The organism is Burkholderia sp. MSMB1588 (genome assembly GCF_001546925.1).
Classification (GTDB): domain Bacteria; phylum Pseudomonadota; class Gammaproteobacteria; order Burkholderiales; family Burkholderiaceae; genus Burkholderia; species Burkholderia humptydooensis.
Window position 1 is genome coordinate 2,279,254 of record NZ_CM003770.1, and the last position, 13,692, is coordinate 2,292,945.

17 protein-coding genes and 2 pseudogenes are annotated in these 13,692 nt (G+C 71.7%); 6 read left to right on the plus strand and 13 right to left on the minus strand.

Translation table 11 applies throughout. The features are described 5' to 3' along the window. Nucleotides 1–207: 207 nt before the first annotated feature. Nucleotides 208–395, plus strand: a pseudogene (locus tag WS92_RS36485) (pyridine nucleotide-disulfide oxidoreductase); the annotation flags it as partial. Between the two features lie 153 nt (nucleotides 396–548). Here WS92_RS36485 and dapF read toward each other — a convergent pair. From dapF to WS92_RS36985, 6 genes are all read right to left on the minus strand, one after another. Beyond that, nucleotides 549–1,382: a diaminopimelate epimerase gene (gene dapF / locus WS92_RS09340; RefSeq protein WP_197420753.1), complete on the minus strand. Its 834-nt coding sequence runs from the start codon at nucleotides 1,380–1,382 to the stop codon at nucleotides 549–551. Between the two features lie 348 nt (nucleotides 1,383–1,730). Then, the gene (locus tag WS92_RS09345) at nucleotides 1,731–2,090 is read right to left on the minus strand and encodes a COG4315 family predicted lipoprotein (RefSeq protein WP_082743578.1); all 360 of its coding nucleotides are present in this window, start codon (nucleotides 2,088–2,090) and stop codon (nucleotides 1,731–1,733) included. Nucleotides 2,091–2,142: 52 nt separating this feature from the next. Further along, complete coding sequence (locus WS92_RS09350) at nucleotides 2,143–3,183, minus strand: YceI family protein (RefSeq protein WP_059929913.1); 1,041 nt, start codon at nucleotides 3,181–3,183, stop codon at nucleotides 2,143–2,145. Between the two features lie 43 nt (nucleotides 3,184–3,226). Beyond that, entirely contained in the window at nucleotides 3,227–4,027 is an 801-nt protein-coding gene (locus tag WS92_RS09355) for an anti-sigma factor family protein (RefSeq protein WP_059929915.1), read from the minus strand. Next, the gene (locus WS92_RS09360; protein WP_006027310.1) at nucleotides 4,024–4,545 is read right to left on the minus strand and encodes a sigma-70 family RNA polymerase sigma factor; all 522 of its coding nucleotides are present in this window, start codon (nucleotides 4,543–4,545) and stop codon (nucleotides 4,024–4,026) included. The genes WS92_RS09355 and WS92_RS09360 overlap by 4 nt, the downstream gene beginning before the upstream one ends. 15 nt (nucleotides 4,546–4,560) lie before the next feature. Next, the gene (locus WS92_RS36985; RefSeq protein WP_041862085.1) at nucleotides 4,561–4,695 is read right to left on the minus strand and encodes a hypothetical protein; all 135 of its coding nucleotides are present in this window, start codon (nucleotides 4,693–4,695) and stop codon (nucleotides 4,561–4,563) included. A gap of 428 nt (nucleotides 4,696–5,123) precedes the next feature. Here WS92_RS36985 and WS92_RS09370 point away from each other — a divergent pair. Together WS92_RS09370 and WS92_RS09375 are read left to right on the plus strand one after the other, a co-directional pair. Next, nucleotides 5,124–5,990 (plus strand): annotated as a pseudogene (locus WS92_RS09370) (helix-turn-helix transcriptional regulator); the annotation flags it as partial. 233 nt (nucleotides 5,991–6,223) lie between these two features. Next, on the plus strand, nucleotides 6,224–6,928 hold the full coding sequence (locus WS92_RS09375; RefSeq protein ID WP_059929917.1) for a fumarylacetoacetate hydrolase family protein: 705 nt from the start codon (nucleotides 6,224–6,226) through the stop codon (nucleotides 6,926–6,928). 141 nt (nucleotides 6,929–7,069) lie between these two features. Here the strand turns inward: WS92_RS09375 and WS92_RS36490 are convergent, their stop codons facing one another. Genes WS92_RS36490 through WS92_RS09400 form a run of 5 tightly spaced genes read right to left on the minus strand, consistent with a single transcriptional unit; the run spans nucleotide 7,070 to nucleotide 9,881 of the window. Further along, a complete protein-coding gene (locus tag WS92_RS36490) occupies nucleotides 7,070–7,294 on the minus strand; it encodes a GDCCVxC domain-containing (seleno)protein (RefSeq protein WP_015603709.1) in 225 nt (74 codons plus the stop codon). A gap of 57 nt (nucleotides 7,295–7,351) precedes the next feature. Then, nucleotides 7,352–7,843 carry a DoxX family protein gene (locus WS92_RS09385; RefSeq protein ID WP_015603178.1) on the minus strand — a complete coding sequence of 164 codons (492 nt, stop codon included), beginning with the start codon at nucleotides 7,841–7,843 and terminating at the stop codon, nucleotides 7,352–7,354. After that, nucleotides 7,840–8,670 (minus strand): HvfC/BufC family peptide modification chaperone, encoded by an 831-nt coding sequence (locus WS92_RS09390; RefSeq protein ID WP_015602786.1) that lies wholly within the window; start codon nucleotides 8,668–8,670, stop codon nucleotides 7,840–7,842. The genes WS92_RS09385 and WS92_RS09390 overlap by 4 nt, the downstream gene beginning before the upstream one ends. Continuing rightward, complete coding sequence (locus tag WS92_RS09395) at nucleotides 8,642–9,526, minus strand: MNIO family bufferin maturase (RefSeq protein WP_006027318.1); 885 nt, start codon at nucleotides 9,524–9,526, stop codon at nucleotides 8,642–8,644. The genes WS92_RS09390 and WS92_RS09395 overlap by 29 nt, the downstream gene beginning before the upstream one ends. Before the next feature lie 34 nt (nucleotides 9,527–9,560). Next, complete coding sequence (locus tag WS92_RS09400) at nucleotides 9,561–9,881, minus strand: BufA1 family periplasmic bufferin-type metallophore (RefSeq protein WP_041862084.1); 321 nt, start codon at nucleotides 9,879–9,881, stop codon at nucleotides 9,561–9,563. A gap of 135 nt (nucleotides 9,882–10,016) precedes the next feature. On the opposite strand from WS92_RS09400, the gene WS92_RS09405 reads away from it, so the two are divergent. The 3 genes from WS92_RS09405 (at nucleotide 10,017) to WS92_RS09415 (ending at nucleotide 12,283) form a co-directional block, all read left to right on the plus strand. Beyond that, nucleotides 10,017–10,679: a sigma-70 family RNA polymerase sigma factor gene (locus tag WS92_RS09405; protein ID WP_059929921.1), complete on the plus strand. Its 663-nt coding sequence runs from the start codon at nucleotides 10,017–10,019 to the stop codon at nucleotides 10,677–10,679. After that, complete coding sequence (locus WS92_RS09410; protein ID WP_006027321.1) at nucleotides 10,676–11,326, plus strand: NrsF family protein; 651 nt, start codon at nucleotides 10,676–10,678, stop codon at nucleotides 11,324–11,326. Before WS92_RS09405 ends, WS92_RS09410 begins: the two co-directional genes overlap by 4 nt. Before the next feature lie 84 nt (nucleotides 11,327–11,410). Then, a complete protein-coding gene (locus WS92_RS09415) occupies nucleotides 11,411–12,283 on the plus strand; it encodes a CPBP family intramembrane glutamic endopeptidase (protein WP_059929923.1) in 873 nt (290 codons plus the stop codon). A gap of 32 nt (nucleotides 12,284–12,315) precedes the next feature. On the opposite strand, the gene WS92_RS09420 is transcribed toward WS92_RS09415, so the two are convergent. Both WS92_RS09420 and WS92_RS09425 read right to left on the minus strand, forming a co-directional pair. Further along, complete coding sequence (locus WS92_RS09420) at nucleotides 12,316–12,987, minus strand: MarC family protein (protein ID WP_059929925.1); 672 nt, start codon at nucleotides 12,985–12,987, stop codon at nucleotides 12,316–12,318. A gap of 119 nt (nucleotides 12,988–13,106) precedes the next feature. Further along, nucleotides 13,107–13,502 (minus strand): NUDIX domain-containing protein, encoded by a 396-nt coding sequence (locus WS92_RS09425; RefSeq protein ID WP_231755894.1) that lies wholly within the window; start codon nucleotides 13,500–13,502, stop codon nucleotides 13,107–13,109. Nucleotides 13,503–13,692: the final 190 nt, after the last annotated feature.

Consider the following 13,692-nt stretch of genomic DNA (forward strand, 5'->3'; position numbering starts at 1 on the left):
CCCCGGACCATCGCTCCGGGATGCTGTTTTGTAAATGCGAATGATTATTATATACAAACTTGTAACCAGACGGTGAACGAGACGACCCGGTCTGTGGGGCCGTCGCGACGCTTCGGTGTTGCAGCGCCAACTCCAGCCGGAAGCCGACGACGACGCGTCATTCCGGCGCCCGTGCAGCGGCCGCGCGGCGCAGGCGCTGCGCGAGGCGGATGGCCCGGCCGGATCGTGCTGATCGGCGCGGAACCGCATCGCCGTACGAGCGGCCGCCGCTGTCGAAAGCGGTGCTGACGGGCGAGCGCGGCGCTGGACAGTGCGGCTTGCGCCCGCTCGCCGCGTGGCGCGACGACCGCATCGGGCATGTCGTCGCGACGGTCGCGCGGATCGATCCGTCGGCGCCGAGATCCACTTCCATTTCGATGTGAACGAGCGGCTCGTTGCCGCGAGCGGCTTCGGCCCGGCGGCCGGATTCGCGAAGGAGATGAAGCTCGCGCCGATGATCGTCGAGCGCGGCGACGCGTTCGCGCCTGACCGGCTCGCCGATCCGGCCGTCAGGTTGAAGGCGTTGTTGCGACGGGCGCGCCGGACTCGATCGCCGGCAAAAGCCGGCTTGCGACCGTCCCGCAAAAGACCGGCTCGACGGAGCCGGTCAGGACCACGCCGCTGCGCCCGTCCCACTGCACCGTCACCGCGCCCCCGTCGCATTCGACGTCGACGGTGTCGTCCAGCAGGCCGCGCCGAATCCCGCCGACCGCCGCGCCGCACGAGCAGGAGCCCGATCCGAGCGGGATGCCGCCGCCGCGCTCCCAGATGCGCAGGCGAATGCGGCCGCGGTCGATCACCTGGACGAAGTGCACGTTCGTCCTGTTGCGGAACAGCGGATCGGCTTCGATCCTGGGCCCGATGGCCGCCACGTCGACGGCGGCCAGATCGCTGACGAAGAACGTGCAATGCGGATTGCCCATGCTGCACGCGGTCGGACTGCCGGGAAGCGGCAACGCGTTCGTGTCTGCCGGCTCGGCGAGCGGGATGTCGCGCCAGCCGAGCAGCGGCTTGCCCATGTCGACCGACACGCGTTGCGCCGCGTCCCGCGCGCAGGTCAGCAAGCCTCGGCGGGTGCTCAGCACGACCGACGAAGTCCCCGCCTCGCGCATCAGCATGTCCGCCACGCCGCGCGTGGCGCTGCCGCAGGTGTCGAGCGCCGTGCCGTTCGCATTCCAGAACTGCACGCGCGCGGTCGCATCGTCGCAGTCGAGCACGACGGCGAGCTGATTGAAGCCGATGCCGCGATTGCGGTCGCCGAGGCGCCGGGCGATTTCGCTCGTGATCGGATCGATCCCGCCGCGCGCGTCGATCACGACGAAGTCGTCACCGTGCGCGTGCATCTTGGCAAATCGTATTGTCACGCGATGTCCCGTTTTCGATCGATTGGTCTTCCAACGGCGGTCTCGGCGCCGATCGCCCGATCCTCGCCCATCATGCCGATTCCGCAGCCGATTCTACGTGAATCCCCGAATGCGCCTCGTCAGACGAGCGACCGCTCCGTGCGTGCCGCCGCTTGCCGCCGCTTCGCCTCGCGGCCGACGGCACGCCCGTCAGCGCGCCCGAAACCGCGTCGGCGCGCGCGTTGACGAGGCACGGCAGGCCCCGCCCGCACCCGCGCCGAGGAACACACGGCGGGCCATGTCCGGCGATGCGGCGCGGCGGTTCCTCGGGCCCGCCGCCCCGCTCCGTCACGGCCTCGCGACGTGCCGCATGCCGCCGAAGCCGTCGCCGCTGTGCTGGCCGGGCTTCGTATCGCCGGAAAACCGATACAGCGGATGCCCCTTGTACGTCCACTGGCGCTTGCCGCCCGCTGCGGCGATGAAGCCGAGGCCGCCGCCCGGCCTGTCGTACGCGTCGGCGAGCGCGGCCGGCCAATTCGCCGTGCAGCCGCCCGTGCACGCGCTCTGGCCGGGCATCGTGTCCCGGTCGAACGTGTAGAGCGTCATGCCGTCGTCGTCGTCGACCATGCCGTTCGACTCCTTCGGCGGCTCCGCGAGCGCCGCGGCCGGCACCGCGCACGCGCACGCGATCGCGATCGCGATCAGCAGAATCTCGATCATGATGACTGCTCCACCAATGAAGAAAAACACACGTGCGGGCTTACGGACCTGCGCGCGCCCTGACAAACTCGGCGCGAATGCGCAGTTGCACGTCGTCGCCGACGGCGGGCAGCCAGCGCGACAGACCGAACGCGGTCCGGCTGAAGTGACCGTCCGCGACGAACGCGAGCGTGCGCGCCGCGTCCGGCGCGGGTCGCCCGGGCGATTCGCGCGATTCGGGCGATTCCGGCGGTTCGGTGCCGCGCCGGGCCGCGCGCTGCCGAACGGCGTTGCCGCTCGGGACAATGCGGCTCGCATCCGCGTCGCGCGGCATCGCATCGGGCGAATCGGCATCGTCCAGCGCCGCATCGCGCGGGCGCGCGTCATATGGCCCGAATTCGCGCCGGCCCCGCGCCTCGCGCCGCCAGGCCGAGTCGCGCTCGCCGCCGTCGCGCGCGTCGGCGCCCGGCTGCCCGGCGTCGAAGCGCACGGCGAGCGTGATCGGCCGCGTCGTCGCGCGGATCGTCAGATCGCCGGTCAAGCGGGCCGTCGCCGCGCCGGTGCGCTCGAATCGCGTGCCGACGAAGCGGATCTCCGGGTAGCGCGCGACGTCGAGCATCGCCGAACCCTTCACGAGCGCGGCGACGAACGGCACGTTCGCGCCGAGGCTCGCCGCATCGACCGTCACGTCGACGCGGCTCGCGAGCCGATCGTCGTCGCCGCCGGCCAGTTCCGCGTGCATTTGCGTGAAGCGCATCGTCAGATGCGCGTGCCAGAAATTGTCGACGCGGAACGTGACGCCGGAGTGCCGAGGGTCGAGCCGGTAGCGCGGAGCGGGATGCGGCGACGCGGCGAGCGTGCCGGCCGGCTCGGCGCCGGACACGTCTGCCGCGCCGGCCGGAGCCGACGTGCCCGATGCGCGGGACGTGCCTGACGGGCGTGACGCATCCGCCGCGCCCAACACGCCCAACACGCCCAACACGCCCGAGACGCCCGAGACGCCCGACGCGCCCGCCGCGCCCACGCCCGCCGCGAGCCACGCGCCGACCGCGCACGCAAGCGCCGCGACGACTGCTTTCGCGGATGAACCGGCGGCCCCCATGATCGACTCTTCGGTTGCCTCGACGTCGCGGCCCGGCTCGCGCCTATCGCCACCGCTCCGGATGGCCGCCGAGCTCGCCGCAGACGTCGGCCGCGATCGCGCGCAGCCGGTCTTCGGCGATCTGGCCGGAGAGCGCGTACGCGGTGCGTTCGCTGACCCAGTAGAACGTGCGCCGCTCGCCGTCGCGCAGCAGCCGGACCGCCGTCTCGCGCTGCGAGGACGCGCTCACGTAGAGCGCGAGCCGTCCCCCGGCCGCGTTTTCATACATGAACTGCGCGGCGGGGCCGGTCGCGCCCGGCAGCAGCCGTCCGCCGAGCAGCGCGAAACCGTACTCGTCGAGCGAAGGCGCGGCGATCCGGCGGCCGACGCGCGTCGACAGCCAGGCGGCGAGCGCACCGTCGCGGCCGCCGGCGATCTCGACCGGATGCCGCGCGTCGGGCGCGTAGACCGCATACGCGTGATCCGCCTCATGCGCGAACGCGGCCTGCACGGCCGCGGGCGCGCCCCATTGCGGCGCGAGCGCACCGCCCAGCCAGCCGAGTGCGACGCCCGCCGCCAGCGCGCCGCCCGCGAACGCGGCGCGCCGCCACCACGGCGTGCGCACGCGCAGCACGATGCATGGGCCGCTGCGCTGCGCGACGGGATCGGCGAACAACGCCCGCAGCGCCGCGCGCTGCGCGCGATAGTGCGACACGACGCCGGCCGCGCGTGGGTCTGCCGCGAGCCGCTCGGCGATCGCGCGGCGCTCCGCGTCGGGCAGCTCGCCGTCGACGAACGCCGACAGCGCGAAAAGCCCCGGTTCGTCGGATTCCGGTGCGACGGTGGGATCGGGATCGTCGCTCATCGATGATGTCTCGCAGCGGTGAATGACAATGGCGGCCGAAGCGGCGCGTCGGTCAGCAGCGCGCGCATGTGCTCCCGCGCGCGCGACAGCCGCGACATCACCGTGCCGACCGGCACGCCGAGCACCGCCGCCGCCTCCTGATAGCTCAGTTCCTCCACGCAGACGAGCAGCAGCGCTTCGCGCTGCTCGAGCGGCAGCCGGTACAGCATCCGCTGCACGTCGCGCAGCACGAGCGCGTCGACCTGGCCGACGGGCGCCTCGAGCGTGCGCCACGGGCCGTCGTCGTCGTCGACGGCGAATTCGCGGCGCGCGCGCAACTGATCGATGTACAAGTGGCGCAGGATCGTCAGCAGCCACGCGCGCAGGTTGCTGTCGGGCCGAAACGCGCTCATTCGCGACAATGCGCGCTCGGCGGTGTCCTGTACGAGATCGTCGGCCCACGCGGGATCGCCCGTCAGCGCGCGCGCATAGCGGCGCAACTGCGGCAGCCAGCCGACGACGTCCGATTCGAAGCTCACGCGCGGCGCCGTCGCTCAATACCCGCCGCCGCCGGCGCCCCGGCCGTAGCCGCTCGCCGGCGTCGCATGGCCGGCCGGCGACATGTCGTCCGACGACGCGCAGCCCGCCGACAGCATCAGCGCGAGCAGCGCGAATACGGCTGAAAGCATCCGTGTCGATTTCATTTCCGCCTCCGGGCGGCGCATCGGTCGGGTCCGGGCGTCGCGCGCACGCCGCGGCGGGCGGCGCCCCATGTCTGCGAAAACGAACGCCGCGCGTGCTTTATTCCTTTGTTCGCGGTGTCATCACAAAGATAGGCGGGTTCGCGGACTTTTCACGTGCTGGGAAACGCTGTGGCGCGGCATCGGCGTCCCGGCGGGCGTCGAACGTTCTTGCGCGTCAGCCGCAATGCGCGATCGCTCGCGCCCGCCCGACGACGCGGCGGCCGCGCCGCCCGCCCACGCCGCGCCCCACGCCCGCCCGTTTTTAGCGACAATTCGACCATTGCCCGTCGCGCCGCCGCGCGCGGCCGACCGCACCATCCGCATCACGACCACGACAGCCCATGCCATCCCCAGTCAGGCCGCGCACGTACGGCATGCCCGAGCGCAGCGACCGCCTCGATTTCTACATCCGCGACGAGGCCACCCGCCGGGCGATCACCGAGCCGCACCGGCACGCGTACTTCCAGATCCAGTTCAACCTCGGCGGCGACACCGAGCAGCAGATCGGCGGGCTCACGCGAGCGTTCCCGCGCGGCGCGCTCGCGTTCGTGCTGCCGTACCGAGAGCATCTGATTGCGCATCCGCCGGGCGCGCACTTCGTCGTGATCAACTTCTCGCAGACGTTCCTGCGCGCGGATCTCGACGTCGATCCGCTCGATCTCGAGGACGTGTCCGCGCAGCGCGCGCCCGAACTCGCGCCGTTCCGCTTCCAGGAGCACCTCGACTTCATCCTGACGGGCGCGGCGTTCGACGACGCGCGCCGCCTCGCGCAGCGCATGCTCGAAGCGGACCGCGCGCGCACGTTCGGCTCGGTGCCGCTGTTGCGCGGCTACCTGCTGCAATTGATCGGGCTCGTCTGCACGCAGTACGCGGGGCCGCTCACGAAACTCGCGCAAAGCGGCGCGCATCGCACGGGCCGCCGCGACGCGTTCGCGCGCGTGCTGCGCCACGTGCGCGCGAACCTGACGAACGACGCGCTGACGCTCGCGGGCACCGCGCGCGCGGCGTTTCTGTCGCCGAACTACCTCGCGCACCTGATCCGCAAGGAGACGGGCAGCACGTTCACCGATCTCGTCACCGAGCGGCGGATCGCGCTCGCGCAATCGCTGCTCGCGCACACGACGCGGCGCATCGCCGACATCGCGCACGCGGTCGGGTTTCGCGACGAAGGCTATTTCTCGCGGCGCTTTCGCGCGTGCGTCGGCCTGTCGCCGAAGGAGTACCGCGATGCGAACGGCGCACTCGGCGCGGCGCGGGCGGCCGCGAAGCCGCGCGCGTAGTTTTGTCCATGAAAACCACACATCCATCGCATCGGCGCGTGGCCGGCGCCGGTATCGTCGATATGTCGACATGTCGACGACGCCAGCCGCGACGTCCGCCGCGACACGCGGCCGGGCGTCGCGCCGTCGAAGGCCACCGCCCGCGCCTTCGCTTTCCGGCTCCCGCTTTCCAACACCTTTTCAGAGACTCCAAGATGACCGATTACGTATTCGCGCCGCCCGCCGTTCCGTCCGTCGAGATCGCCGGCTCCGCCGCGCGCTTTCCGGTGCGCCGCGTGTTCTGCGTCGGCCGCAACTACGCGGACCACGCGCGCGAGATGGGCGCCGATCCGAACCGCGAGCCGCCGTTCTTCTTCACGAAGCCGGCCGACGCGATCGTGCCCGCGAGCGGCACGGTGCCGTACCCGACGCTCACGTCCGACCTGCATCACGAGATCGAGCTCGTGATCGCGATCGGCCGCGGCGGGCGCGCGATCGCCGCCGACGCGGCGCTCGATCACGTGTGGGGCTATGGCGTCGGCGTCGACCTGACGCGGCGCGACTTGCAGGCCCAGGCGAAGAAGGCCGGCCGGCCGTGGGACTGGGCGAAGGGCTTCGACGCGTCGGGCCCGCTGACAGCGCTCCATCCGGCCGCGTCGATCGGCCATCCGCGACGCGGCCGGATCTGGCTCGCGGTCAACGGCGACGTGCGCCAGCAAGGCGAGCTCGCCGACATGATCTGGCCGATTCCCGACGTGATCGCGTATGCGTCGCGCGCGGTCGAGCTGCGCGCGGGCGACCTGATCTTCACCGGCACGCCGGCGGGCGTCGCCGCGTTGCAGCCGGGCGATCGCGTGACAGGGGGCGTCGACGGCGTCGCGTCGTTCGAGTTCGTCGTCGGGGAGAAGCCGGCGGCGTGAACTCGCGCGGGCCCGCCGCCCGGGCGCGCGGCGAAAGCCGGCAGGCCCGCCCGGCGGCGGGTGTGCGGCGCGTCGGCATATCGATTCATCGGTACATCCACGCATCGGCGCAACGCGACGCCGCGCGCCCGTCGTTCGTCGTCACGAACCGGCCGCGCCGTCCGATTCCGATCGCCTCTGCCTCGACGGGCAACACACCGATCCGTACGAGCAGAACACGCAGCAATCGCCCGGCTTCGGACGCAGCAACGCGCCGCAGGCGCTGCATGCGTAGAAGAAAAGACAGGTGTCCTCCGGCATCGTCTCTCGCCGCGTGAAGCCGCAATGCGGACAAGTCAGCACGGATTCCCGCACGATCGCATTCATTGCTCGTCCTTCGGCGCGCGCATCCGCGAAGCGCGGCCGGCGCGCGAATCGCGCCGCCTAGGTCCCCGCCCGCGCGTCGCCCGCCCGCAGCCAGCGCCGCCGCAGCCAGTGATCGACCGACAGCGCGCCCGCGCCGCGGCACAGCAGCACGAGCAGCATCGCCGCCCATTGGATGTGCGTCGGCCACGCTTGCGGATAGACGAAGATCTCGATGACGGACGTCATGCCGAGCAGCACCAGCGCCACGGGCCGCGTGGCGAGGCCGAGCACGAGCAGCACGGGCGCGCCGAGCTCGATCGACACCGCCAGGTACGCGGCCACGTCCGGCGGCAGCAGCGGCAGCCGGTACTCGTCGCGAAACAACGCGAGCGCCGCGTCCCAGTTCGCGAGCTTCGTCATCGCGGAATTCCAGAAAATCGTCGCCACCGCGAGCCGCAGCGGAATCGCCAGCAGCCAGTCGGGCACGCGCTGGAGCCGCTGCGCCAGTTGCAGCAGCGTCGCCACGCAGCCGGCGCGCCGAGCGCCGCCGGAGCGGATCGGGCACGTCATGATCGCATCCCTCCGTCGATCGGGCCGACGCCGCCGGACTGCGCGGGCGAGTCGGCAAAACATCCGCGCGACAACAGCGCCGCGAAGAGCGCATGGCCGCCCGCCCCAGGCGCGTTCGCGAGCGCCGCGCCGAGCGGCTCGCCCGCGAACAGCGCGGATGCGACCCGCCAATCCGCCTCGTCGAGCCTGAGCACCTCGATGCCGGCTTCGGTGCGCTGCGCGAGCAGATGCACGGGCGCGTCGTCGAGCCGGATTGCCGCCAGCGCGCGATCGTCCCGTTCGAGCGTCGCACGCCAGATCGCGTCGGCCGGATACGCGCAGCCCAGCAGCCGCGCAGCCGGATGCGGCCGCAGCCGAAGCGCGCGCAGCGCCGGCGCGCCGAGCCCCGCGAGGCGCGCGAGATCGAGCGCCGCGGCGTCCGGTGCATGCAGCGCGAGATTCACTTGCCATTCGAGACGCGCGACGTCGGCCAGATACGGCACCGAAGCGGCCTGCGGCATCCGCGCGAGAAATTCGGGAAAGCCCGCGCCGTACTCGTCGAGCCACGCGCTCGCCGGCGGCGACGAACCGGCGAACCGGCGGGCCGCGCCTGCGAAGAACGCCGCGCCGACCACCCGCTCGGTCGCCGGGAACGCGAGCCGCAGCGCGTTCAGCAGCACGCTCGCGGAGGTGTTCCGGTAGACGCGAAGACGCGCGTCCGGCGCGAGGCCGTCCGGCAGCACCCAGTCCGCCGCGCCAACGCCCGCGCCAACGCCAGCGTCAGCGCCCGACAGGCTGCGACGAACGGCTTGCTGCAATTCAGCCAGCGTAGGCGGCCGCGCTCGCATCGCGCACCTCCTCCAGCGCCGACTCGGCGATCGCCGCTTCCCGCATCAACGTGCCGAGGGGCGGCACATCGTTGTCCCATTCGATCAGCGTCGGCACCGCGCCGAAGCGGCGCAGCGCGATGCGATACAGCGCCCAGACCTCGGGCGCGACGCGCGAGCCGTGGTCGTCGATGCGCAGCACGCGGCCGCCGCCGAGCGGCGTCACGCGATGGCCGGCCAGATGTATCTCGCCGACCGAGGCGGGCGGCAGCGCCGCCAGATAAGTCAGCGGGTCCCAGCCGTGGTTGCACGCGCTCACGTGGATGTTGTTGACGTCGCAAAGAATGCCGCAGCCGGTGCGCCGCGCGAGCGCCGCGAGGAATTCCCATTCGGGCATCGTCGAATGCGCGAACCGCAGATAGGTCGAGGGGTTCTCGACGAGAATCCGTCGACCGAGCGCCGTCTGCACCTGATCGACGTGGCGGCTCACGACGTCGAGCGCCTCGTCGGTCATCGGCAGCGGCAGCAGATCGGCGAGATACGCGCCGCCCACCGCGCTCCACGCGAGATGCTCGGACACGAGCGCCGGCTGGAAGCGCGCGACCGCGTCGCGCACGCGCGCCAGGTGCACGGCGTCGATCCCGTCGGCGCTGCCGAGCGACAGGCCGACGCCGTGCAGCGACAGCGGGTAGTCGCGCCGGATCGCGTCCAGCACGCGCGGCGCCGCGCCGCCGCCCATGTAATTCTCGGTGTGCACTTCGAACCACGCGACGGCGGGCCGGCGCCTGAGCACCGTCCGATGATGGCGAAAACGCAAGCCGATGCCCGCCCGCGCCGCAAGCGCGCCGGCCGGGGCGCCGCCGCGCGGCGCGGGCATCGGCGTCGAACCCGTGCTCATGATCGGACGCGCGTCAGCCCGCCTTCAGCGTGCCGCCCGCGATCTTGCTGCAATCGCCCGCGGGAAGCAGCACGAACGATTGGGGATCGCGCGCCCGGCTCGCCTGCCCGGCGCACGAATGCGCGCCCTCAGCGCAGTCGTTCTTCGCGACCGCGTTGACGCCGTAACACTTTTCGAGCTTGTTTTGCGCCATCCTTGCCATGTTGTCCTTGACGATCTGCGGCATGCCGCTCGTGTCCTTCATGCCCTGCGCCGCGGCGGGCGCGGCCTGCATCGCGAGCGCGACGCCGATCGCCGCGGACAGCGACGAAACGCTCAAAGCGGATCTGCTCATGGTGTCTTCTCCTGAAAAGGCGGTTGCGATCGCGGGATGCGACCTTGTCAGAAACTTCGCTCCGGCGCGACAAAAGGTTACGCGGCGCGATGCGGATTTCCTGCGTCGCGCCGCCGCCTCCGAGCGTGGACGACCATGACCGACGACATCCGACATGACGGCGCGCGACTCCGGACGAACGAGCCGGACGCCGCCCCGAGCGCGCCAGACGACGCCTGCGCGCGGCCCGCGATCCGTGCGGACGGCTCGCCCGACTGGTCGACGCTGATGGCGCGCGCGCAGGCGGGCGACCGGGACGCGTACCGGCGCCTGCTCGCGAGCGTCACGCCGTATCTGCGGCGCTTCGCGGCGCGGCACGGCGTCCACGCGGACGCCGTCGAGGACGTCGTGCAGGACATCCTGATCACCGTCCACGAGGTGCGCCGCACATACGACCCCGGCCGGCCGTTCGGCCCGTGGCTCGTGGCGATCGCGGGCCGGCGCGTGGTCGACGCGCTGCGGCGCTCGGGACGCGCCGCGGCCCGGGAGGTCCCGCTCGATCCGGAGCATGAAACCTTGCCCGCCGACGGAGCGAATCTCATGGAAGAAACCGCCGACGCCCGGACGCTGCGCGACATGCTGGGCCGGCTGCCGGCCGGACAGCGCGACGCGATCCGATTGCTGAAGCTCGAGGAAATGTCGTTGAAGGAGGCGGCGCTCGCGACCGGGATGACCGTCGTCGCCTTGAAGGTCGCCGTGCATCGCGGGATCGCGACGCTGCGCAGGCTGCTGCAAGAACGCGAGGAGGAGCGCCGATGAGGTCCACCGACGAACTGATCGAATCGCTCGTCGATGACGCCGCGCCCGTCCGGCGCCTGCGCGCGCCGGCGTGGCGGGCGGCCGGCTGGCTGCTGTTCGCCGCCGCGCTGCTCGCCTGCGTGGCCGTCGCGCACGGCGCGAGGCCCGATCTGCCGCTCAGGCTGCACGAGCCGCTGTTCGCGACGCGCGTGGCCGCCGCGGCGGCGACCGGCGTGCTGGCGGCCGTCGCGGCGTTCGTGGTCGGCGTTCCGGGGCGTTCGCTGCGCTGGCTGCTGTTGCCGATGCCTGCGTTCGTCGCCTGGATGTCGACGATCGGCTACGGGTGCCTCACGGACTGGGTCGAGATCGGTCCGGCCGGCATATCGGCCGGCGAGACGCTGCGCTGCTTCGCGACGTTGACGCTCGTCGGCGCGCCGTTGTCGCTCGCGCTGCTGCTGATGTCGCGCCACGTCGCGCGGCTCGCGCCGGCGCCCGCGGCGGCCGCGGGCGGTCTCGCGGTGTCCGCGCTGTCCGCCGTCGCGCTCTCGCTGCTCCATCCGATCGACGCGACGGCGATGATCCTCGTGTGGAACGTCGGCGTGGCGGCGCTCCTGTCGCTGGCCGGCGCGCGGTATGGGCGCGGCCTGCTCGGATGGGCTTCGCGATGAGGATCGGGCGGCATGGCCCGAGGGGAGCGATCGCGAACGCGTTATGATGGGCGGCTTTTCATCAGATCATTCGTGGTTCTCTTCATGTCCGGCAACACTTTCTGGCTCGCGGCTCCGTGGGCCGCCCTCTTCGCCGCCGCGCTCGCGGCCGTCTGGTTTCCCAAGCTGCGCGCGGCGAGCGTCGGCCTCGGCGCGCTCGGCTATGCGGGCGCGTTCGCGGCCGGCCTGATGGCGCCCGTCGCGCTCGCGCCGATCGCGCTTCTCGCCGCCGCCGCGTATGCGGTCGCGCCGCAGCGCCATGCGGCCGTTCGCGTCGCCGGGCACGTCGTGTTCGTCGCGCTCGCGGTTGCGCTGATGCTCCACTGGCTGCCGGGATTTCACAACCCGCGCGTGATCGGCCCCGTGCGCTACACGCCCGACGCCGCGCCGTTCTCGATGTACCTGAATCTCGACAAGCCGCTCGTCGGCTTCTGGCTGCTGTGGGCGCTGCCGTGGCTGCAGCCGATCGACGATCGCGCGCGCGCCTGGCGCTCGGGCATCGTCGCGGCCGTCGCGACGTCGGCGGTCTGCCTCGTGTTCGCGTTCGGCGTCGGCCTCGTCGGCTGGGCGCCAAAGTGGCCCGAATCGGCCTGGCTGTGGTTCGCGAACAATCTGCTGTTCGTCTGCTTCGCCGAGGAGGCGCTGTTCCGAGGCTATCTGCAAGGCGGGCTGGGCCGGCTGCTCGCGAACCGCGTGCCGGCTTCGGGCGCAGTCGCGCTCGGCGCGGCCGCGCTGCTGTTCGGCGCCGCGCATGTCGCGGGCGGCTGGCAATGGGTCGCGCTCGCCACCGTCGCGGGCGTCGGCTACGGGCTCGCGCATCGCGCAGGCGGGCTGCAGGCGGCGGTGCTCGCGCACGTCGGCCTGAATCTCGCGCATTTCGGGCTGTTCACGTATCCGATGGTCGCGGGGGCGCGCTGAGCGCTCTCCCGCGCGCCGCATCGCCCGGACCGTCACTTCACCTGATCGGCGATCGGCTGCAGGAACTCGGAGAAGCCCGTCAGCATGATCTGCACGCCGACGCACAGCAGCAGGAACGCCGACACGCGCATCGCGACCTTCGTCCCGTCAGTGCCGAGATAGCGCGCGAGGAACGCCGCGCGGCTGTACGTCTGCCAGATCACGAGCGCGGCGAGCGCCGACACCGCGACCGACACGATGCTCGACAGCAGGAATTCCGACAGCTTGTGCGTGCGGTTCGCGTTCAGCGCGATCGCGGTTGCGATCGAGCCGGGGCCCGTGGTCAGCGGAATCGTCAGCGGGAAGAACGCGCGCGCCATCGCGTTGCGCGGCTCGACGGGCGTCGCCCCGGTGTCGCCGCCCGTTGGCACGTCGGGCTCGTTGAGCATCTGCCAGCCGGCCACGGCGACCGCGAGGCCGCCGCCGATCCGCAGCGCCTCGAGCGAGATGCCGAAGAAATGCAGGATCGGCGTGCCGACGAAGAACGCGGCGAGCAGCACGACGAACGCATTGATCGCGACCTTGCGCGCGAGCGCCGCGCGCTGCGCCTCCGTCAGCGACTCGGTGCGCTCGAGGAAGAGGAACGCGATGCCGAACGGATTGATGATGCCCATGAGGCCGGTGAAGCCGAACAGGGTTTCGGAGATCAGGCGGTCGACGATCATCGGGAAGCGGGGGACGAAGAACGGTTATCGGAGGCCGCTCGCGCGGCCGCGCCATTGTAGAGCATGCGCGAGCGCGCGCATCGTCCGCGCGCCATGCGTTGACCGCCCTCGCCGATCCACTATTCGCCGGGTTCGCCGTCGACGCAGAACGCCCAGTAGAACGCGGGCAGATTGCCGGGTTTTGGGGCGCGGGCGTCGATCCATCCGAAACGATCGTGCTCGTCGCTGATCGCGATTGCATGCCCGTCGAACTCGCACCGGAAACAGACGATCAGCACGTGCCCGCCGGGCACGACTTCGCATGATCGGCTGCCCGCGTAGCGCATCGACGTGATGGTCAGCGCGCATTCTTCCAATACTTCCCGGCGCAGCGCCGCTTCGAGGGATTCGCCGGATTCCGGGCGTCCGCCCGGCAGTTCCCATTCGCCGCGCGGATTACGCAGGAACAGCACCGCGTTGCCGCTTCGGATGATCGCCTTGACGCTCGTCGTGACCATTGTGTTCGTTGTCCTCATGTCGATTCGATGGCCGGCAGCTAGACACCGATGATGCCGACCGAACCCGGCGCATCGTCGCTCGGCGAGCCGCCGAGGCCGGCTACACGGTCATCGACCGGCGAACCGTCGCCCGGGTTCCCGCCTCCGCTTCCTCCAACCTCGCGCGACGCGAACGGCCCGGCGATCGAATCGACGCGGCGCAGGGGGA

Coding starts and splice junctions, on each gene's coding strand:
- dapF (WP_197420753.1), bottom strand. CDS start 1,382: ATGCACGCGCACGGTGACGACTTCGTCGTGATCGACGCGCGCGGCGGG.
- WS92_RS09350 (WP_059929913.1), bottom strand. CDS start 3,183: ATGGGGGCCGCCGGTTCATCCGCGAAAGCAGTCGTCGCGGCGCTTGCG.
- WS92_RS09355 (WP_059929915.1), bottom strand. CDS start 4,027: ATGAGCGACGATCCCGATCCCACCGTCGCACCGGAATCCGACGAACCG.
- WS92_RS36985 (WP_041862085.1), bottom strand. CDS start 4,695: ATGCTTTCAGCCGTATTCGCGCTGCTCGCGCTGATGCTGTCGGCGGGC.
- WS92_RS09375 (WP_059929917.1), top strand. CDS start 6,224: ATGACCGATTACGTATTCGCGCCGCCCGCCGTTCCGTCCGTCGAGATC.
- WS92_RS36490 (WP_015603709.1), bottom strand. CDS start 7,294: ATGAATGCGATCGTGCGGGAATCCGTGCTGACTTGTCCGCATTGCGGC.
- WS92_RS09385 (WP_015603178.1), bottom strand. CDS start 7,843: ATGACGTGCCCGATCCGCTCCGGCGGCGCTCGGCGCGCCGGCTGCGTG.
- WS92_RS09390 (WP_015602786.1), bottom strand. CDS start 8,670: ATGCGAGCGCGGCCGCCTACGCTGGCTGAATTGCAGCAAGCCGTTCGT.
- WS92_RS09395 (WP_006027318.1), bottom strand. CDS start 9,526: ATGCCCGCGCCGCGCGGCGGCGCCCCGGCCGGCGCGCTTGCGGCGCGG.
- WS92_RS09400 (WP_041862084.1), bottom strand. CDS start 9,881: ATGAGCAGATCCGCTTTGAGCGTTTCGTCGCTGTCCGCGGCGATCGGC.
- WS92_RS09405 (WP_059929921.1), top strand. CDS start 10,017: ATGACCGACGACATCCGACATGACGGCGCGCGACTCCGGACGAACGAG.
- WS92_RS09410 (WP_006027321.1), top strand. CDS start 10,676: ATGAGGTCCACCGACGAACTGATCGAATCGCTCGTCGATGACGCCGCG.
- WS92_RS09415 (WP_059929923.1), top strand. CDS start 11,411: ATGTCCGGCAACACTTTCTGGCTCGCGGCTCCGTGGGCCGCCCTCTTC.
- WS92_RS09420 (WP_059929925.1), bottom strand. CDS start 12,987: ATGATCGTCGACCGCCTGATCTCCGAAACCCTGTTCGGCTTCACCGGC.
- WS92_RS09425 (WP_231755894.1), bottom strand. CDS start 13,502: ATGAGGACAACGAACACAATGGTCACGACGAGCGTCAAGGCGATCATC.